Genomic DNA, 20818 nt, shown 5'->3' with positions numbered 1-20818 from the left:
TTCTATATACACTGTTTTTGTGTATTGCTATTGTAATACAAGACACTCGCATACTTAAACTACTATAAATTAATAGGGTGGAATAGAATGAGTTGATAGGTTTTGACAGGTTTTGATAGGTTTTGACTTCTTTTGATAGCTTATGATAGGTTTGTTCTAATTTTATAGGGGTTTTGTTCGTAGTTTGTTCGAACGTTGTTCGTATGCGCTTCGTAAAATGGGGTGGTTCTTCGAACAACGTAGGAAGAAAGGCAAAAAGAAATACAATCAATGAGAAGAAATTCGTGCTATTTTAATAGCAAAAAGATAAGGAAAAATAATTTGTTTTGTAAGTAGTATATTTTCATTTGCTGTACAGCAATTGGTTAATTTCCCTAGGGGAATTTTACAAATGCCCTAGGGAAAACAATTAAATGCCCTAGGGGAATTAGTTTATTCTAGTTTTTATTCGATTTTTTTTACTTGAAGAGAGTAGCAATAGGTGGATGAAAATTGTGATTTAAAAATATTTTCTATATTTGTATTATATAAGCCATTCATTATGAATTACAAAGCCAAAGCCCTAGTACACAAAGGAACACCCAGAATCGCTGTTTACTTTGAAAAAAATGCTGCTTTAATTGCACGTATTAAAACTTTTGAAGATGCGCGCTGGAGTGCTTCTAAACAATATTGGCACTTACCCGACACAGCAGCCAACCGCTTGCATTTTAAATTACCCTTAGCCCATACGCTAGTGCCTAATGCCGAAGGAATAGCGAGTATTGAAACTTTCAAACGCTACCTTTTATCTAAAAGATACAGTCCCAATACAATAAATACCTATAGTGATGCTTTAAAATCGTTTTTAACGTTTTGTAATACCAAAGCTTTAAAAGACATTACTAACGAAGATGTGATTTTATATAACAATGATTATATTTTAAAGTATAATTTATCTTCATCGTATCAAAATCAGATTGTGAATGCAATTAAATTATATTTTAAAATAGTAAAAGAATCATCGCTTGAAATTGAAAAAATACATCGTCCTAAGCGCGAAAAAAAATTGCCAAATGTTTTGAGTAAAGAAGAGGTAAAACTAATTATACACGCTCCAACCAACTTAAAACATAAAACCATGTTAAGTTTAATTTACTCTTGTGGTTTACGATGTGGTGAATTATTAGCATTACAGCCGCATCATATAGATTCAAAAAGAAATATTGTTTTATTAAAAAATTCGAAAGGGAAAAAGGATAGAATTGTTCCGCTTAGTCCTAAAATACTAGAACTATTAAGAGACTATTATAAAGTTTATAAACCTAAAACGTATTTATTTGAAGGACTAGAAGCAGGTACTCCTTATTCTGACAAGAGCTTACAAAGTGTTCTAAAACAAGCTCTAAATAAAGCAGGAATAAAAAAACCTGCCACACTACACTGGTTACGTCATAGCTATGCTACACACTTACTTGAAAGTGGAACTGATTTAAGATACATTCAAGAACTATTAGGTCATAATAGCAGTAAAACTACCGAAATATATACTCACGTGAGTACAAAAAGCATTCAACAAATTAAAAGCCCATTTGATGATTTATAAGATTTTTTTATTATTTTTGGTAAAAATAAAACTGATATTTGTCAGACCTATACACCCAAAATTGGGTTGCTATGTATGATTTTATCAGACATATAAACAAGTTGGCGGTAATTTGAAGAAACGATTAACAACGAAAAACATTCAAGAAAATGAAGCTATAAGTAACTGTAAGATAGAATAAGAATTGAAATATCCTTTACTACGCTAAGTAGAAAGGACGATTGTTAATATTAAAAAATTAGAAAATGATACAGTTACAGATGATTGACAAAACAAAGTCAATAGCTCAAAATGATAAAAATATTTCTGCCGTATTTATGTATGGGTCATTTACCAAAAATGAAGGGGACAAATATTCAGATATTGAATTCTACATCTTCTTGAAGGATAAAGAAAAATTTTCCGCTGAAAATTGGGTAAGCCAAATTCATCCTTTGGCATTATATTTTACCAACGAGTTTGGAAGTGAAGTTGCCATTTTTGAAAATATGATAAGGGGGGAGTTTCATTTTTTGACAAACGACCAAATGGAAGTTATCAAATCGTGGGACGGATTGGTAGAGTTTAGCGACTTTGACAAGATGATTTTAGTAGATAAAGAAGATTTATTGACTAACACGCTCAAAGAAATAAAAACTAAAGTACCTGATCGAACAACAAATGAAAATATCCTGTGGTTGAGCCAATCATTGTTGAATGTTTTACTTACAACAAGCAACTTAATTAAACGACAGGAATTTGCTCACGCTTACCAAAGCTTATCAAATGTTCAAAAATATTTACTTTGGTTAATAAGAATTGAAACATACCAAACCAAACATTGGGAAAGTCCAACAAAAAGCTTGGAAAATGACATAGATCCAGATTGGTATTCGTTATTTCAGCAGACAACATCAGAATTAGATCCGACAGATATTAAAACAGCTTTCAAGAAGACATTAACATTGACTGAAAAACTTTTTGATAATCTTGGAGTTGAAGCAAAATTAAAGGGGGTATTAAGGAGAATTGAATAAATAAACTACCGCCAACATTGTATAAGCGTAATGCGGGCGAAGTGGCTAAAATTTAGTATTTTGCCATCTATCAAAGTTCGTGTTGGCGGACAGTGTATTGCTCCGAAAACCCGCACTACGCTTATACTTGACCGTTATAAGCTATTTTAAAAACGCTCGTTAATCATGAGAGACATTGAAAGAATAAAACCGCTTATTGAAAGATTAGAAAAATTGTGGTTAAAAAATCCTGATTTTAGACTTGGACAATTAATTATGGGAATAACTCGAACTGGTGAAACTAATCCAAAGTTGTTCAACATGGAAGATGACGAGTTTTTAAAAAAGTTAAATGACCTTGAAAATCAAATAGAAGAAAATAAAAAATGAATGATAAACTAGCCAATTTTAAAGTAACTGACAGGGATTCTTTTGCAATATTTCTAGATTTATTATTAAAAGATTTTAAAGAAAATCCAAAAGAATGGGAAAACAAAAGTTTAGAAGATTTCCTTGAAGCTTTATCTAGATATACTGAAGATATTCAAGGATATTATGATAACATGAAAATGAATATAGATGCAAATAAACCTGACTGGAAAATTTTTGCTGACATTTTTATGGGAGCGAGAATTTATGAATAAAAAAAACAGCTTATAACAGCGGTTTGGCTCAATAGCTAAATTTACAATTAAAATCACGTTCGATTTTCCGCTGGAAAATCTTATCTTAGCAAGAAAATAATCGTTTCACGCAGCCGCTACTGCGCCAAGCCGCGGAACGTTAGGTGCAATGCTAAATGACACCATCACGATAAAATTTCTTATTCAAATTATGACAAGCAATCATAACATCTTCGTAAGCACCTTTGTATCGTGTCTTATTTTCGTTGTGAGTATCTACCACTTCCCATTTGTTATTTACACAAATCTTTTGAAACCTTCTTTCGGTGCTTAGACTTGGCATTTTTACTTGTTCTTTAATGATTTCAATCATCTTTTCAAAATTTATGAGAAGCACTGCACCTAACAGCACATAGGCAATAGTTGCCAAAAACTTCTCGGTTAATAATTAATTTTTGTGTAGGCAACCATAGCCTATCTGCAAAACGTTATGCGACATTCTATAAAAACGTTGCGTTTAAACAACTATTAGCATTTTCAAAAATGACTCAAAAGCAAAAAATACTTTATCAAAAAATAGATGAAATACTTTGGAAAAGTTGGGATCCAATTGGACTTAATGATAATGAAAACTGCCGAAGCGAATATCAAAGCTATACTCGATACATTTTTAAACTAAAAGTTGAAGGTGCTGATAAAGTTAAAATTTCAAACCATTTGCATCAATTAACGACGGTAAGCATGGGATTAAGTGGAAATAAAAAACATTGTGATGAAATTGCTCAAGAAATATTTGATTTAAAAATTTGAAAGAACGTCGCATAACAGCGGTTTTAAGAAATGGCGGGTTTGGGGATTTATCGGTAATGGTCAGTGAATATTTTTCTTCTCCGAAGTGAGGCTTTTTCTTTCAAACTTTTCGGTATATTTGTAAACATCAGTAACAAAATTCCGCCACTTCTTAAAGCCGGCGGGCGTTAGTGGCAAGTGCTACCAACACACTATGCAATGACCTTCGTCTAAACCGTATTTACCACCGTGCAAAATGTATTTAATTTCCATTGGTGAAAGTTTGCGACCTGTATAAGTTCCGTTTACCGTTTCTTCCAAATAAAGCATATCGCCAATTTGAAAATCTCTATCATTTTTTCGGAGTTCAAACTTTTTTACTCCTTTCTCTACGGCTTGATAGTATTCCGTTTCTGTTTTTAAGTGGTGATGTTGTCTTGACATTTTCCGTTATTAAACCGCACCAGCCACTAACAGCGGTTTGGTGCTATTATTTTGCCTATAAAATTTATCTAAGGCTTGAAGTGTCTGCAAGGCAAAATAACAGACACCAAGCCACAAAACGTTGTGTGCAAGCTAAAATAAATGCGTAATCAATCAATCCGAAATGAAAAAAATAATATACTTTTTAATTATTATGCTCAGTTTAGCTTGTTCTGAAAAGCGAAAAGAAATTAATAAAGATTTAATATATTTTAATTCTGAATTTCTTGCCGAAATTGGCGATGAAAATTATGAAAAATATGAATCTGAATTAAAATCAAAAATAAACGCAAAATATATCGACAAAATAATCTACATATCTAAAACTATTGACGCAAATGCGTGTGGAAATTACTCAGGTGATATAGAAATAAAAAAAGACAGCATTATTTTAATATACAAACTGACATCCGATGAAGTTTGCACATCGACATCTGTCGTAAAAGCAACTTACATAATAAAAAATCCTAAAGAAAAAAAATACAAATTTGACATACGTTATGAATAAAAAGCCAGCACACAACAGCGGTTTGCTTCAATGGCTACTTCCGGATTTTCCTACGGAAAATCCGCTGCTGAATGGAATGTTTTATTATATTTGTAATGGCTTGGTTTTGGTGCAACGCCACTGAGAGCAAGCCGCAGAACGTTGTACACTATTTTGACAAAACTTTAGAAATCATGTCAAATTATCATAAAACAGAATGGAAAGAATTTAGAGAGAATATTCTTGAAGGTGATAATTATACTTGTGTTCGTTGTGGTAGGTCAAGAGAAGACGGTGTTATCCTTCAAGTTCATCATTTAATTTATCACAAAGGTAGAAAACCATGGCAATATGCAACCGAAGAATGTGAAACATTGTGTAAAGGTTGTCATGGTGCAGAACATGGCTATGTAATTCCAAAATTTGGTTGGGAATTCATTGAAATGGAAGACTTGGGTGATTTAATTGGAGAATGTGAATTTTGTAACAATCCTTTAAGATATTCTTTTGCAATATTTCATGAGAATTGGGGAACAATTAATGTCGGGACAGGTTGTTGTGACAATTTAACTGATAGTGATTTAGCAAGTAATGAAAAGGAAAGTTTTTTAAGATATAGCAAACGGAAAAGTAATTTTATCACATCAAAAAGATGGAAAAATGATTTTGGAACTCATATTGTGAAACAAGCATTATTTGAAATAAGAATAAAGGAAAAAGAAAATGGTTTTGAACTTAAAATACACAATATGACAAGTAAAAGATTATATAATTCGTTAGCAGAAGCTAAAGGCAAAGCTTTTGACATAATTGAAAATGGAGAATTAATAGAATATTGTATAAAACATAATTTAAAATATCCGAAAAAATAAAAAACAGTGTACAACAACGGTTACAAGTAATGGCTAGTTCAGTACTATTCCGAAAATTCTCCGAATTTTCTAAAATAAGTTTATATTTGTTATGGCTTGGTAATGGTTTACGCCACTACTTGTAGCCGCAAAACGTTAGCAACAAGTTTTGAAAAACTAAATGAAAAACAATTTTGCATTTAATAACAAAAATGAGCTTGTCAACATAAATAATGTAGACAAAAAACAAAAAGAGAATTATTTTTGTATTAACTGCGGAGATAAAATGATTGCTAGAAAAGGAAAAATAAAAGCTCATCATTTTTCTCACAAAATAAAGGCTTGTAGTTATGAATCATATTTGCATAAACTTGCCAAACTAAAGTTCTACTTGAGTTATTCAAAATGTTTAGTTAATAACGATTCTTTTCATTTAGAATATTTTATTGACCAAAAATGTACTTCATGTTTAGATAATTTTAATATTAACTGTGACTTTAAAAACACTTCAAGACTATTTGATTTAACAAAAACATTTAATCAAATTGACATTGAAAAAGGGGTTAATGGTTTTATAGCTGATATACTTTTAAGTTCAACTAAAACAAATGAAAAAATACTAGTTGAGTTTGCTGTAAAACATTTCTGTTCAGCAGAAAAGAAAATGAGCGGTTTGAGAATCATTGAAATACCAATAGAAAACGAAAACAATTTAGATTTTTTAGAGTATAAATCATTAACACAACAAAATATAAATTTTCAACTGATTAATTTTAAAAATAAATCAATTACAAAAAATATTTTTAAACCCCACGAATGCAAAAATCATCACTTTTTATTTAGAATTGATGAAAATGGAAAAGCCTATTCATATAGTGCTCAAATGAGAGTAATTTTAAGCGACTTATATTCTCATAAATATTCATATTTTGAAATTATTAAAGATGTTGATTCCTATGATGAACCCGAATATTTTATAGATTTAGTCAAAAAAGCTTCACATAAAGGAATCAAAGTTATGAATTGTCATGCTTGTAAATTTTTAAAACCGAATAGAAGTAGATTAGTAGATTCTGCTTGGTTTTGTACTAAACATAAAGCAGGAATACTGAATTCAAATTATGCATGTGAAAAACTATGGAGAATAGATAAACCAGTTGCTAACAACGGTTACAAGTAATGGCTAGTTCAGTAATATTCCGAAAATTCTCCGAATTTTCTAAAATAAGTTTATATTTGTTATGGCTTGGTATTGGTTCACGCCACTACTTGTAGCCGCAAAACGTTAGTGGCAAGGCTTGACCGACAGTGCTACGACAAACAGACAATATAAAATGAAGGCGACAATTTATTCTCATAAGACAATTATCGGGACAGCGGACTTGCAAGTCGGTGATGAGAGTATGGGTTGTGTATTCGGACAATTTATTCCGAACGACAATTACTTCAATGACATTCAAAAATTTGTTTGGGAATTTTGGACTACAAATAAACCAGACTACGAAAAATGGTATTCTTTACGGTTTAACGCAAGACTTGACAACGGCTTTTTCCTTTTCCCAGAAGGTGGTTACACATTTGACGACAGTCCAGACTTTCCAAACGAGCCAAAGCGAATTGACATAGCGGGCATTGACCTTGACCTTCTAAGTTTCACCAAAGACACTTTACTTGAACCTTGGTCAACAATAGACATTGCTCAGAAAATTTCCTTTGAGGATGAACTGACAAAAGAAATTACTCCAGTAAAATCTCTTTTTAGCTTTTTATCTGTTGGCAAGACAGATAACCATACATTAGTTGGTGCTGAATTTTCAACTTTCGCTAAATACGGGCCGAATGATGATGTTCTTTTTAGAGTTAAAAAGAAAGGTGATGAAAGTAGGTTTGCAACAGTTCACTTAACTTGGAAAAGTAGAAAAAAAGAACACAAAATCCATTTTCCTACGACATGTTTCTATCTCGACTTTGACACCTTTGTTGAGAAAAGAATGAAACCAGACAATATAGAATGGAACGCATAATGACAAATAGCCCAGCCACTAATCGAGTGGACGGCTCCGCCAGAAACTGACGGAGTGCGCCTCTCACACCACCGAGCGTACGGGTCACGTACTCGGCGGTTCGCAAAGAGATGGGTTAAGTTGTAAATGTAATTCGGTTAAAGAAACATAACCTCTTTTCTTCAAGCGTTGTAAAGTAATGGTAGTGCCTAAAATAGGACTTTGCGCAATTGCCCAACCACCTTTACGTGTTCTGCTCCAAGCGTAGGCGTGGTCTTGGCTGGCGCCCAATCGAATCAGGTTTTTCCTTTTCCTTTCGGGTTTCTTCCAATGATGCCAAATGCAGTAGCGCAGTCGATTTCTTAACCAACCATCTAAATCTCGTAATTTGCCCAAAATACTCGTGCCTTGAAAATAGTTCAACCATCCTCGTTGCACTTCTTTTATCTTGGTAATACGCTCTTCAAAAGTGGTAGGTGTGGTTTTTCGGGTAACGGCTTTAAGTCGTTCTTTTAGTTTCTTCCATGCTTTTTCCGATACGATGAGTTGGTATTGATTTTTCTTTCCTTTCTCGTACGTTGGTACAAATCCAAAACCCAAGATTGTGAAGTTGATTGGTTTTCTAATACCGCTCTTTTCTTCATTTATAGTTAATTTGAGTTTGTTTTTCAGAAACTTTTCAATTACCACTCTTGTCGCTTTGGCTTGATTGTGGCTTTTGCAATAGATACTAAAATCATCGGCATAACGTACAAATTTGTGTCCTCTTCGAGTCATTTCCTTATCCAATTGATGCAATAGAATGTTCGACAATAGCGGACTTAAAGGACTTCCTTGCGGAACGCCTTTTCTCCGTTTGTGTAGCTTTCCGTTGATTTTAATCGGTGCTCTGAGCCATTTGCGTATCAGTTGCATGGTAGCTTTGTATTTCACTTTTTGATAGATTAAATTTAGTAATAAACAATGGTCGACTTCATCAAAGAAGTTTTTCAGGTCGATATCCACAATGTGGTTTAATCCTGAATGGATATAGTCCCGAGATTGTCCAACAGCTTGTCGGGCGTTCTTGTGGGGTCTAAAACCAAAACTATGATTACTAAATTCGGGTTCAAAAAGCGGTGCAAGGTTTTGTGCTACGGCTTGTTGCAACACACGTTCTGTGGTGGTGGGAACACCCAATAATCGGGTTTTCCCGTTTCCTTTCGGAATTTCAATACCTAAAATGGGTTGTACTTGGTAGTTGCCTTGTTTGATTGCTTCAATCAGTTGTAGTTTATTTTCTGAAAACACCTTGCGGAGTTCTCCTACAGAAACACCATCAACACCCGCACTGCCTTTATTGGCAATCACGTGTTCCAATGCTTTTTGAAGATTAAACGGTTGTACTACTCTTGTTATCATTTTAGCTTGTTTTAACCTGTTTTCGTTAAGTAGGGCTACTATGCGTTCCGTTACTTATTAAAAACCTCTTTACGTTCAGTCCTTCCTTGTTTGTGAGGCCTATGCGGTATCTATTCGCATCTCGTTTGCCTTCAAGTACTATGACCTCTGCTGACTTCTTGGCTTGATTAACTCGTAATCGCCAAGACCTCCCCTGGTAAATGCTTTTTCCTTCCTCCAATTCCTGCGCCATCTACAAATTAAAGTTTTGGTAAACTTTGGACGTTACGTTGCTGTGGACGCTCATCCGCTTTAACATGCCTCTTATGACGTTTCTGTTCGTCAGTACCGGATTTTGCAGTCCTGCTTCCTTCACTGCATACTTCACGATAAACCACCTTGCAGCTTGCTAACGATTCGGGTTTTCAATCCGCTCGTAAGGGACTTACACCCTCTGGAAAAATAACACCCCGAAAAATTGGTTCGTAAAACTAAATTTGTATTTTTGAACGATTTGAAAAGCTTTCGGGGTGTGTCCTGCATATGCAGGGCACACACAGCGGTTTCGCGCAATTGCGAGATTTGTGGTAAGTTCACGTTCATTTTTCGCAATAATTTTTATCTTAGCAGAAAGTACGCTGCTCCGCTCCTCGCAACTGACGCGAAGCCGCGAAACGTTACCAGCAACCGTACCAAACATGACGTCCTAAAATAGATTGACTAAAAAACTTATTTTCTTAAATGAATATTTTTAAAACAATCATAACATTATTCTTTTTGTCCTTTTGGTTATCATCAACCTATGGGCAAGAAGTTTTACATGAATTTGAACCATTGGAAATAATTGACACTATAAAAAGTCAAAAGGTGATTGACCAAATAAAGTCTAAAGATGTGGTTAAAAACTCATCATTCTTTTTTACTCAAGAATATAATAAAGAAAAAGGACTATTTTTAATTGAAAAAAAAGGTAATTATTGGATAGTATACAATTATGACAAGTACTTTATTTCAAACTACAGCATTAGTAAACACAAAATACATTCAAAGCGATATGTTTCAATTGATATTAGTGTGATGCGTTCAGGTTGGGGTGAAAATTATTATGGTTGGTTCATTTTATTTGATTTAGAAAAAAGAACATATTTAGTAATACAAACATTTTCACATAACTCTGACGATGATAAGAACCACAAAAAATATATCAATACCAGAAAATGTAGTTCTAAAATTATCTATCAAAATGGGACGCTAATAATAACAAGAAAATGTAGCTCTAATGGAGAAAAGAATTATTGCTCAAACTGTGTGGAAAGTGGTAAATACAAAATCGTTAACAACAAGCTAATTAAACAGTAATGGATATTATTCTTAAAAATAAATTAATCATAACAACATTGTTGTTTACATGTTTTGTAAAAGCACAACCAGGATATTCCGGCTCTTTTCAGTTTAAAGTCTATAATAACAAAACATTGGTTAATTTATCGGATAGTAATTGGAAGGTGATTACTAAAAAGAATTTAAACACTAATCTAACTCAAAGTTATAAATTCCCTGATTATTACGAAATAAGCATAGAAGGAGGCAATGGTAGAGAGGATTTATTTGTAGATATAATTTTTAAAAAAGACACGATGCGAATTTATCCGCCATCAATTGATTTAAGAACAGTAACCTTGGATAGCATATCTTTTAAAAAGGGTATTTTTAAAATTCCCAATCACATTTATGACTTAAAAGATTTAGTGAAAAATAAACCAAAGTATTATAAATATATACCCAGTATTGAAAGCGATTGGGATTTATTTTCTGTAAATAAAGAAGTTTACAAATGCTTTATCGAAAAAATTGAAGATTTGGATATGATTAGCACTTCTACACTTTCCTCAGAAAATGGAAATAGTATGAATTGGAACTCTTCTACTCAATTTTATTTTAAAAAAAACTATATAATTAAACACCACGATGGTTATGACAGTAATAATCATTGGGATAACAAACATTTTATTTATGAAATAAAAAATATTAATGACAGCACATTTTGGGGTGGTAAAATCAATCGTTATGAAATACTATCACTTTATGCAAAAGAAAATGCTCTATATGCGCTAATAAAAAAAAGCTATGCAGATTTAAATAAAGATACTTATGGTGTTTATAAACTATACTTTGTGGGTGAAGAAAAAATCACAAATAAGTTAGCCGTCGAATTAAATAAACAACAAATAGAAGAAGATTATAAATCAGCTATGAAGTTGCAAGGATACAGTGGTGCTATTAGAGAAAAAATAAAAATTAAATATAAAACATTGAAATAAACGGCAGCTGGTAACAGAGGTAACTGTTGCATAACTACCATTTTTTAAAAACAATCTTCAAAAACATAAAAATCAACCTCGTTTAAGCTCTTTTAAGCGAGGTTTGTTTTTTTAGTTAAGATTCAAAATCATAAAATTTAGTTGGCTTATAATCGAGTTTTTGAAGTCTGTAACCATTGATTTTATAAAAGCAAAGCACTTCACTTGTTTTAGGGAAATTCTTTTAATGTGTTGCATATATAAAAATACAACTATTCTATTTTTATTACCAACATTTAGCTATGTTTGTGGATAGGATTACTTTGTCAGTTCGCTGTCGCTCGGGTGTGAAGTTTTTTCAAAGTCTGTCGTTATATGCCATTTCTCAAAAAAAACTGCAAAAAAAGATGATTGTATACCAAAAATTGGTACATTTGAAAAAAAGAAAAAGTCATGGCAAAAAACACATCTATTTTATTAGGAGATTATTTCGAAAATTTTATTAGGGAAGAGATTTCTTCTGGTCGTTTCAGTTCAGCAAGTGAAGTTGTTCGTACAGCTTTAAGATTATTTGAATTGGAAGAACAAAAAATAAAAAAACTAAGAGAAGAAATTGAAATCGGTGAAAAAAGTGGAATGGTTTCAAATTTTGATCCTGAAGCACATTTGGCGAGTCTTCATAAAAAACACTTATGAAAATAGAATACCGAATAAGTGCAAAAGCATTAGAAGACATAGACAAAATTTGGCTTTACACTTTAGAAAATTGGTCACTTAATCAAGCTAATCATTATTATCGGTTAATCTATCAAGAAATTGAATACATCGTTGAAGATTTTGAAGGTGGAAAAGACATTGGAAATATTAAATTAGGTTACAGACAGTTTAGAGTGAAATCACATCTAATTATTTACAGAAAAGCTGAAGATGGAATTATAGAAATAGTTAGAGTTTTACATCAGATGATGGATATTGAAAATCAACTATGAACGATACGGCATATAGCATAGGTAACTGTTGCACAACTCTTTTTTTAGAAAATAGTTTTCAAAAACATACTATTTTGATCTCTTTTAAAGCCTTTTAAACGAGGTTTTTTTTAGTTAAGATTCAAAATCATAAAATTTAGTTGGCTTATAATCCAGGTTTTCAAGTCTGTAACCATTGATTTTATAAAAGCAAAGCACTTCACTTGTTTTAGGGAAATTCCTTGGATGTGTTGCATACATAAAAATACAACTATTCTATTTTTCTTACCACTATTTAGCTATATTTGTTGTTAGGATTACTTCGTCAGTTCGTTGTCGCTTGCGTGTACAGATTTTTCTCAGTCTGACGTTGTGCGATATTATACCCGAACAGAACGTAAAAGCTTTAGAGTAAATTTGTTGTATATTCAAAAATAATAGTTACTTTTGTACAACTACTTACGAAAGTACAAACACTACATATAGAAAACCCATCTAAAGAAGTACTTGAATTCTTTAGAAAACTTCGTGCTACTAAATAAGATAATAAAGCAAAATTAATTGCTAAGAAAGACACATATTTTCCTAAATATTTTGGAGTTAGAGAAAGAAGTTTCTTTTGTAACTGAAGAAGGTTATCAATATCTTGTAAGTTTTATAGAATTTTCCTCTAGCGGTGTAAATTATGAAATACCAATTGTGGATGTTTCCATTACTTTAATGAATGATGGTATTGAAAATAACTCGATTAAAACTTTAAATAAATTTACCTACATAATAGATGAGTATTTAAAACAGCATAATGTTGTTTTATATTCTTATTGTGACACTGCCCCTATTAAAATGAGAACTAATAGGAAAATAAAATTATTACCTCAAGAATTTAGAAGTAAATTATTTTCTTCAATGTTTAATGAAAGAAATTTTGAAAATTACATCCTAAAAGAAATAAGAATAACTGATTTAGAAAGAGGAGATCACTTCACATCCTTAATATAGAATTTGAATAATGCTGATAAAATTCAACTTATTGAAAACGATTTACAAAATTTCAATAAATAACCTCGCACAATCGATTAGACAGCTCCGCCAGAAACTGACGGAGTGCGCCTCTCAAATGTTTACATTCACGAAATCCTATAAAAATACAAACTAAACTTTGAGTACACCACCGAGTCCTTCGGCAAGGCTCAGTATAAACCAAGCGGATCATCCCGAAAATACGGGACAGGCTGTACTCGGCGGTTTCCCGAAAATACGGGACAGGCTCTAAGAGATGGGTTAAGTTGTAAATGTAATTCGGTTAAGGAAACATAACCTCTTTTCTTCAAGCGTTATAAAGTAATGGTGGTGCCTAAAATAGAACATTTTGCCATTGCACAATCGCCTTTCCGTGATTTACTCCAAGTGTAAATGTGGTCTTGATAAACTTCCGTTTACAAATTCAATAACAAAAGTAAGCTGTTACTTAAACAAATAAAAAAGCTTGATGATTACCATCAAGCTTTTTCTAACTAACAAAAAGTAAAACAAATTTAATACCGTTCTAAATACTTTTTATAAATGAGTAATGATAAATTCCGATCTCCTATTGGCTTGGTGTTCTGCTTCTGTACAATCTGATTTCTTATTGCCTTCACATCCACAATCATTCACCAGTTGCGATTCTCCATACCCTCTACCTGTTAATCTAGACTTATCAATACCTTTAGCAACTAACCATGCAATTGTAGACTTAACCCTTCTATCAGATAGTACCATATTGTATTTTGCTGATTGACGACAGTCGGTATGAGAACGAACATCAATCGTCATGGTTGGATTTTGTTGTAATACATCTAATATCTTAGCTAATTCAATTTCGGCTAAAGGTGTTATATTAGATTTATTCAAATCAAAATAAATTTGTTTGATTTCTAAAACTTTTTCTAAACCTTGCCCTACAGTGTAAGGATTTATTGTCTTCTGAAGTTCTATTTTTACAAATGTCTTACCACTTTCATCACTAATAGTAGTAGGGTTTTCTTGCGTATTATAAGCTAACTTATCTGTTTTAATATAATACTTACTTTCACATTCTACTTTTCCAAAGTCAAACGTACCATCTTCAGTAGTAGTGATCTCTTTTAAGATTTTAAACTCCCCATCAGATAGGGTAACTTTGGCACCTGCTAAAGGCATTCCTGTTTCTTTATCAGTAACTATTCCCGATAATGCTTGTTCGCAAATTAACTTCTTAAGCTCAATGAACTTATAAATATCATCTCCTCCTATTCCTCCTTCACGGTTTGAAGTAAAATAACCTATTCGAGTTTGGTCATTGATTAAAAATCCAAAATCATCTTTAGGACTATTGATAGGCTCGCCAACGTTTTGAACATTTTTATAACTTCCTTCTGAAGTAATTTGAGCTACAAAAATGTCCAACCCTCCTAACCCAGGATGACCATCTGATGCAAAATACAATTCACCCTCAGCGGTTACCATTGGAAATGTTTCTTTTCCTTCAGTATTAATAGCATCACCCAAATTAATAGGGGTTCCAAAACTTCCATCTAAATGTATTGCTACTTTAAACAAGTCCGATTTTCCTTTTGTACCAGGCATATTAGAAGAAAAATACAATGTTTTTTCATCTGGACTCAAGGCTGGATGTGCTACACTATAACCATCGCTATCAAATGGTAATTCAGTAATATTGGTCCATTTACCCTTAACTAAAGTAGCTTTATAAATTTTTAATAAATTTGAATTATTGTCATCACTACCTTTTTTCCCATTAAGATAATTATTTCTAGTAAAATAAGCAGTTTTCCCATCTTTTGTAAAAGCAGGAGTAGATTCATGATAACGAGAATTTAAGTGTTTAGTGAATTTTGTTGCATTGGAAAGCATTCCACTGCCATCAATATCAGCAGAATACAGATTGGTAAAACTCTCACCCGTCCAAGAATGTTTTCTTTTTATAAAACTGCCTGTATCTCTTGCAGTAGTAAAAACTAGTTTATCATTATAAAATGAAGATCCATAATCAGAATATACCGAATTAATACCCGCATTTTCGATGGTATAGCGACCCGAATTTTTCTTAATCTGAGCCAAATAATCTCTCTGAGCCATATCTAATTTAGCTCGAATTTCGTTTGATCTTTTTTGATCAAATAAAATCATGATTTCCTGAGCTCTTTTATAATCTTTTATCGCTTTCAAAGATTGAGCATAACGATAATAATATTCTGGTGTTATATCTTTTGAAAATTCAAACAATCTCCCATACCATTTTGCGGCATTTTCTAAATCAGCATTAAAATAATACGAATTCCCAAGTTTTTCCAGTAAACTCTGATTTTTGTATCCTTTACTATAAATACGTTCGTAAGTTTTAATTGCATCAAAATAAGCAAAGTTTTGATACTCTTGATCTGCTTTTTGCTCTTTTAATTTTTGGGAATAAACGTTAGTTGAAACGATACAAAAAACTATAAAATATAAAATTCTATTTTTCATCTTGTCTTTATTTTAGAAGAATCTTGGAGATACCATTCGACTTTGATATTTGAACAACTCGAAGCGTAAAAATATTTCATGTGATCCTGAATTATAATTTGCTAATTTGGTGGTTTCTAAATCATAACCATATCCAACATAGATTCCTTCAGTAATTTGGAATCCTGCCATCACACTCATTGCTGCACTCCATCTCCAAGCAGCACCAAACATAAATTTATCATTAAATAAGAAGTTTCCAGAAACATCCAATTGCAATGGTGCTCCTTGAACTACTTTAGTTAAAAATGCAGGCTTAAACTTTAAACTAGGTGATATAGTAAATACATATCCTCCAATCAAGTAAGTATTAATTTTTTCACTATAAACTGCTACATCATTGTCATTATAACGTTTAGTTTCTAAAAAATTAGGAACTGATAAACCTAAATATAATTTATCGGAATGAAAATATACCCCAGCTCCAATATTTGGTGTAAAAACGTTATTAAAATTTTGCAACATAGGATCTCCTTGGTTGGCTGGATTTAATTTTGAAGGGTCGAGATTGAATAAATCTGCAGTTGCTTTAACACCAAAAGACAATTTATAGGTATCTGAGGTATTAATGGTGTAAGACACATCTGCCGAAATCATATTCTCTACTGTTGGCCCAATACGATCATTTACAAATGATAATCCATAACCTAAATTGCTGTTTTCTATTGGAGAATTTAAAGAAAAAGCATTTGTTGTTGGCGCACCGTCTAAACCCACCCATTGAGTTCGATGCAACCCAAAAATACTCATTACTCCACGCGATCCAGCATAACCAGGATTAATGTTGATAGTATTGTACATGTATTGTGTGTACTGAGCGTCTTGCTGCGAATAACTAAGAGTACTTAATAATACCAAAGTGAAAATTAAAATTCTTGTTCTCATTTATTTGAGTATTTAAAAGAAATACAGAGAATGAGATTATTCTCTGTAATTCATTATTTTGATAAATATAAAAAGCCCGTTTTTTGATTTGAATTTCTGTTCGAATCAGTATATTTCAAGATATAGTAATAAGTTCCGTTTGGTAATTCTTCTGATGTTTTTATTGTAACTCTACCATCAGAATATCCATTAAATCGAACACTTGTATTATTGTAGCCTTGAACATCATAAACTTTTACACCCCAACGATTATAGATTTCAAGTGTGTTATCTGGATAACAATCTAAACCATCAATAGAAAGATAATCATTAAGACCATCATCATTAGGGGTAACAGCATTAAACACTTCTATTATACAAGACTCCACTATAACAATAGTTGGCTGATCTGTTCCTGAAACAGTACCCGATAAATCAGACACTTCACTTCCTGAAGGTGTTGTACCAAAAACAGTAGCCTGATTCACTACACTTCCTGAATCCACATCACCCTGTGTTATAATATAAGTAGCCGTAAACGTAGTGCTATCACTTGCTCCTACAGCTAAACTTATTGGTCCACCTGTAATAACTAATCCTGGTAATGGGTCAACAATATAAACATTTGTCAAAGGTACATTACCTGTATTAGTAACAACAAATGTATAAGTAATTGTTTCATTAAGCTGACCTAAACCATCTCCATTAGTATCATTCAAATTAGCTATTTTAACAACATCTATCGAACAATCATTAATTGTTAAAGTAACTGCTGTTCTTGTACTACTTATACATCCATCCAAATGTGTTTCAGCATAATAGGTAATTGTTCCTACAGTATTTAAACTTGGAGTAGTCACAATTGAACCTCCTGTTAATGAATCATACCAAACAATAGTACCTCCTGAAACAGTAGTAGCAGAAGCTATCAATCCATTACCTCCACACACTACTTGATCACCACCACTTATTGGTGCTGCTGGTGTAGCTGGTTGTGCATTAATCGTCACTGCAGAAGAAGCAGAAGAAGTACATCCTGCTAAAGTAGCCGTTACAGTATACGTTCCCGCTGGTGCAGTTACCGTATCCCCTACAATAGTTACTCCTGTTGATGGACTTACTGTATACGTATAAGCGGCGTCATAATTCGTAATCGTAAAGCTTCCTGTAGCTACGGAACACGTTGGTTGGGTTACCGTACCTGTAGTTGGTGCTGCTGGTAAAGCTGGTTGTGCATTAATTGTCACTGCAGTGGAAGCAGTCGAAGTACATCCTGCTAAAGTAGCTGTTACAGTGTATGTTCCCGCTGGTGCTGTTACCGTATCTCCTACAACAGTTACTCCTGTTGATGGACTCACTACGTAAGTATACGATGCATCATAGTTCGTTATCATAAAGCTTCCTGTAGCTACCGAACATGTTGGTTGGGTTACCGTACCTGTAGTTGGTGCTGCTGGTGTAACCGGTTGCGCATTAATCGTCACTGCAGAAGAAGCAGAAGAAGTACATCCTGCTAAAGTAGCCGTTACAGTATATGTTCCCGCTGGTGCAGTTACCGTATCTCCTACAACAGTTACTCCTGTTGATGGACTCACTACGTAAGTATACGATGCATCATAGTTTGTTATCGTAAAGCTTCCTGTAGCTACGGAACACGTTGGTTGGGTTACCGTACCTGTAGTTGGTGCTGCTGGTAAAGCTGGTTGTGCATTAATTGTCACTGCAGTGGAAGCAGTCGAAGTACATCCTGCTAAAGTAGCTGTTACAGTGTATGTTCCCGCTGGTGCTGTTACCGTATCTCCTACAACAGTTACTCCTGTTGATGGACTCACTACGTAAGTATACGATGCATCATAGTTTGTTATCGTAAAGCTTCCTGTAGCAACTGAACATGTTGGCTGGGTTACCGTACCTGTAGTTGGTGCAGCTGGTGTAACCGGTTGCGCATTAATCGTCACTGCTGTTGAAGCAGCCGAAGTACATCCTGCTAAAGTAGCTGTTACAGTGTATGTTCCCGCTGGTGCTGTTACCGTATCTCCTACAACAGTTACTCCTGTTGATGGACTCACTACGTAAGTATACGATGCATCATAGTTCGTTATCATAAAGCTTCCTGTAGCTACCGAACAAGTCGGTTGTGTTACCGTACCTGTAGTTGGTGCAGCTGGTAAAGCTGGTTGTGCATTAATCGTCACTGCAGAAGAAGCAGAAGAAGTACATCCTGCTAAAGTAGCTGTTACAGTGTATGTTCCCGCTGGTGCTGTTACCGTATCTCCTACAACAGTTACTCCTGTTGATGGACTCACTACGTAAGTATACGATGCATCATAGTTCGTTATCATAAAGCTTCCTGTAGCTACCGAACAAGTCGGTTGTGTTACCGTACCTGTAGTTGGTGCAGCTGGTAAAGCTGGTTGTGCATTAATCGTCACTGCAGAAGAAGCAGAAGAAGTACATCCTGCTAAAGTAGCTGTTACAGTGTATGTTCCCGCTGGTGCTGTTACCGTATCTCCTACAACAGTTACTCCTGTTGATGGACTCACTACGTAAGTATACGATGCATCATAGTTCGTTATCATAAAGCTTCCTGTAGCTACCGAACATGTTGGTTGGGTTACCGTACCTGTAGTTGGTGCTGCTGGTGTAACCGGTTGCGCATTAATCGTCACTGCAGAAGAAGCAGAAGAAGTACATCCTGCTAAAGTAGCCGTTACAGTATATGTTCCCGCTGGTGCAGTTACCGTATCTCCTACAACAGTTACTCCTGTTGATGGACTTACTGTATACGTATAAGCGGCGTCATAATTCGTAATCGTAAAGCTTCCTGTAGCTACGGAACACGTTGGCTGGGTTACCGTACCTGTAGTTGGTGCAGCTGGTGTAACCGGTTGCGCATTAATCGTCACTGCTGTTGAAGCAGCCGAAGTACATCCTGCTAAAGTAGCCGTTACAGTATACGTTCCCGCTGGTGCAGTTACCGTATCCCCTACAACAGTTACTCCTGTTGATGGACTCACTACGTAAGTATACGATGCATCATAGTTTGTTATCGTAAAGCTTCCTGTAGCTACCGAACATGTTGGTTGGGTTACCGTACCTGTAGTTGGTGCTGCTGGTGTAACCGGTTGTGCATTAATCGTCACTGCTGTTGAAGCAGCCGAAGTACATCCTGCTAAAGTAGCTGTTACAGTGTATGTTCCCGCTGGTGCTGTTACCGTATCTCCTACAACAGTTACTCCTGTTGATGGACTCACTACGTAAGTATACGATGCATCATAGTTTGTTATCGTAAAGCTTCCTGTAGCTACCGAACATGTTGGCTGGGTTACCGAACCTGTAGTTGGTGCAGCTGGTGTAACCGGTTGCGCATTAATCGTCACTGCTGTTGAAGCAGCCGAAGTACATCCTGCTAAAGTAGCCGTTACAGTATACGTTCCCGCTGGTGCAGTTACCGTATCCCCTACAACAGTTACTCCTGTTGATGGACTTACTGTATACGTATAAGCGGCGTCATAATTCGTAATCGTAAAGCTTCCTGTAGCTACGGAACATGTTGGCTGTGTTACCGTACCTGTAGTTGGTGCTGATGGAGTAGTACAAAGCACTATAACTGTCACTACCGCCGTATCACAATTCGTTGGGTTTAATACCTCACAAATTTGGTAAGTCAACGTATAAGTTCCTGCAGGTGTACCTAGTGCAACTTGAACACTTGTTCCTGATAAAGTAATACCTGCATTAGTAGAAGAAACAAACGTAGTAGTAACATCTGCTGGATTTACTGCTACTCCATTTAAAGTATCATTTGTAAGCACATTGGCTACTGCCGTACCAACTGTAGTACCATTCACTGGTGTACCTGCATCATTAACCGCATCAATTGTTCCTGCTGTTACCGTAACAGTTACTGTAACTGTATCACAATTCGTTGGGTTTAATATTTC

General features: G+C 34.2%; 20 protein-coding genes. 14 read left to right on the top strand and 6 right to left on the bottom strand.

Features of this window, described 5'->3' with window-relative positions:
• The first annotated feature begins 541 nt into the window (after positions 1-541).
• The 4 genes from xerA (at position 542) to NAT47_RS12405 (ending at position 3224) form a co-directional block, all read left to right on the top strand.
• Positions 542-1585: a site-specific tyrosine recombinase/integron integrase gene (gene xerA / locus NAT47_RS12420; RefSeq protein ID WP_250583237.1), complete on the top strand. Its 1044-nt coding sequence runs from the start codon at positions 542-544 to the stop codon at positions 1583-1585.
• Positions 1586-1830: 245 nt separating this feature from the next.
• On the top strand, positions 1831-2601 hold the full coding sequence (gene lnu(I), locus NAT47_RS12415) for a lincosamide nucleotidyltransferase Lnu(I) (protein ID WP_147862134.1): 771 nt from the start codon (positions 1831-1833) through the stop codon (positions 2599-2601).
• A gap of 165 nt (positions 2602-2766) precedes the next feature.
• The gene (locus NAT47_RS12410) at positions 2767-2970 is read left to right on the top strand and encodes a DUF1040 family protein (protein WP_250583233.1); all 204 of its coding nucleotides are present in this window, start codon (positions 2767-2769) and stop codon (positions 2968-2970) included.
• Entirely contained in the window at positions 2967-3224 is a 258-nt protein-coding gene (locus NAT47_RS12405) for a DUF7660 family protein (RefSeq protein ID WP_250583231.1), read from the top strand. Before NAT47_RS12410 ends, NAT47_RS12405 begins: the two co-directional genes overlap by 4 nt.
• 151 nt (positions 3225-3375) lie before the next feature.
• Here the strand turns inward: NAT47_RS12405 and NAT47_RS12400 are convergent, their stop codons facing one another.
• Positions 3376-3576, bottom strand: coding sequence for a hypothetical protein (locus NAT47_RS12400; protein ID WP_250583229.1), 201 nt, complete (start codon positions 3574-3576; stop codon positions 3376-3378).
• A gap of 170 nt (positions 3577-3746) precedes the next feature.
• On the opposite strand from NAT47_RS12400, the gene NAT47_RS12395 reads away from it, so the two are divergent.
• The gene (locus tag NAT47_RS12395) at positions 3747-4013 is read left to right on the top strand and encodes a hypothetical protein (protein ID WP_023569854.1); all 267 of its coding nucleotides are present in this window, start codon (positions 3747-3749) and stop codon (positions 4011-4013) included.
• Between the two features lie 180 nt (positions 4014-4193).
• Here NAT47_RS12395 and NAT47_RS12390 read toward each other — a convergent pair whose 3' ends face one another.
• Complete coding sequence (locus NAT47_RS12390) at positions 4194-4436, bottom strand: DUF3850 domain-containing protein (protein ID WP_250583227.1); 243 nt, start codon at positions 4434-4436, stop codon at positions 4194-4196.
• A 163-nt stretch (positions 4437-4599) separates the two neighbouring features.
• On the opposite strand from NAT47_RS12390, the gene NAT47_RS12385 reads away from it, so the two are divergent.
• The 4 genes from NAT47_RS12385 (at position 4600) to NAT47_RS12370 (ending at position 7837) form a co-directional block, all read left to right on the top strand.
• Positions 4600-4983, top strand: a complete 384-nt coding sequence (locus NAT47_RS12385; RefSeq protein WP_250583225.1) for a hypothetical protein — start codon at positions 4600-4602, stop codon at positions 4981-4983.
• A 173-nt stretch (positions 4984-5156) separates the two neighbouring features.
• On the top strand, positions 5157-5834 hold the full coding sequence (locus NAT47_RS12380; RefSeq protein WP_250583223.1) for an HNH endonuclease: 678 nt from the start codon (positions 5157-5159) through the stop codon (positions 5832-5834).
• A 160-nt stretch (positions 5835-5994) separates the two neighbouring features.
• Positions 5995-6993, top strand: coding sequence for a competence protein CoiA family protein (locus tag NAT47_RS12375; protein ID WP_250583221.1), 999 nt, complete (start codon positions 5995-5997; stop codon positions 6991-6993).
• A 154-nt stretch (positions 6994-7147) separates the two neighbouring features.
• A complete protein-coding gene (locus NAT47_RS12370; protein ID WP_250583219.1) occupies positions 7148-7837 on the top strand; it encodes a hypothetical protein in 690 nt (229 codons plus the stop codon).
• 84 nt (positions 7838-7921) lie between these two features.
• Here the strand turns inward: NAT47_RS12370 and ltrA are convergent, their stop codons facing one another.
• Positions 7922-9217, bottom strand: coding sequence for a group II intron reverse transcriptase/maturase (gene ltrA / locus NAT47_RS12365; RefSeq protein ID WP_250583217.1), 1296 nt, complete (start codon positions 9215-9217; stop codon positions 7922-7924).
• A gap of 720 nt (positions 9218-9937) precedes the next feature.
• On the opposite strand from ltrA, the gene NAT47_RS12360 reads away from it, so the two are divergent.
• The 5 genes from NAT47_RS12360 (at position 9938) to NAT47_RS12340 (ending at position 13463) form a co-directional block, all read left to right on the top strand.
• On the top strand, positions 9938-10555 hold the full coding sequence (locus NAT47_RS12360; protein ID WP_250583215.1) for a hypothetical protein: 618 nt from the start codon (positions 9938-9940) through the stop codon (positions 10553-10555).
• Positions 10555-11517, top strand: a complete 963-nt coding sequence (locus NAT47_RS12355) for a hypothetical protein (RefSeq protein WP_250583213.1) — start codon at positions 10555-10557, stop codon at positions 11515-11517. Before NAT47_RS12360 ends, NAT47_RS12355 begins: the two co-directional genes overlap by 1 nt.
• A gap of 432 nt (positions 11518-11949) precedes the next feature.
• Positions 11950-12192 (top strand): type II toxin-antitoxin system ParD family antitoxin, encoded by a 243-nt coding sequence (locus tag NAT47_RS12350; RefSeq protein ID WP_250583211.1) that lies wholly within the window; start codon positions 11950-11952, stop codon positions 12190-12192.
• On the top strand, positions 12189-12485 hold the full coding sequence (locus NAT47_RS12345; RefSeq protein WP_250583209.1) for a type II toxin-antitoxin system RelE/ParE family toxin: 297 nt from the start codon (positions 12189-12191) through the stop codon (positions 12483-12485). The genes NAT47_RS12350 and NAT47_RS12345 overlap by 4 nt, the downstream gene beginning before the upstream one ends.
• 573 nt (positions 12486-13058) lie before the next feature.
• Entirely contained in the window at positions 13059-13463 is a 405-nt protein-coding gene (locus tag NAT47_RS12340; RefSeq protein WP_250583207.1) for a hypothetical protein, read from the top strand.
• Between the two features lie 558 nt (positions 13464-14021).
• Here the strand turns inward: NAT47_RS12340 and NAT47_RS12335 are convergent.
• The 3 genes from NAT47_RS12335 to NAT47_RS12325 all read right to left on the bottom strand — a co-directional run.
• Entirely contained in the window at positions 14022-15971 is a 1950-nt protein-coding gene (locus tag NAT47_RS12335) for an OmpA family protein (RefSeq protein ID WP_250583205.1), read from the bottom strand.
• Between the two features lie 12 nt (positions 15972-15983).
• Positions 15984-16895, bottom strand: a complete 912-nt coding sequence (locus NAT47_RS12330; protein WP_250583203.1) for a PorP/SprF family type IX secretion system membrane protein — start codon at positions 16893-16895, stop codon at positions 15984-15986.
• 53 nt (positions 16896-16948) lie between these two features.
• Positions 16949-20818, bottom strand: a 3870-nt coding sequence (locus NAT47_RS12325; RefSeq protein ID WP_250583201.1) for a T9SS type B sorting domain-containing protein, incomplete at its 5' end; no start/stop codon positions are given.

Origin of the sequence: Flavobacterium fragile (assembly GCF_023634865.1) — a bacterium.
GTDB lineage: Bacteria > Bacteroidota > Bacteroidia > Flavobacteriales > Flavobacteriaceae > Flavobacterium > Flavobacterium fragile.
Note: the sequence above shows the minus strand (reverse complement) of the source record. Positions and strands in the feature narration are given on the sequence as shown.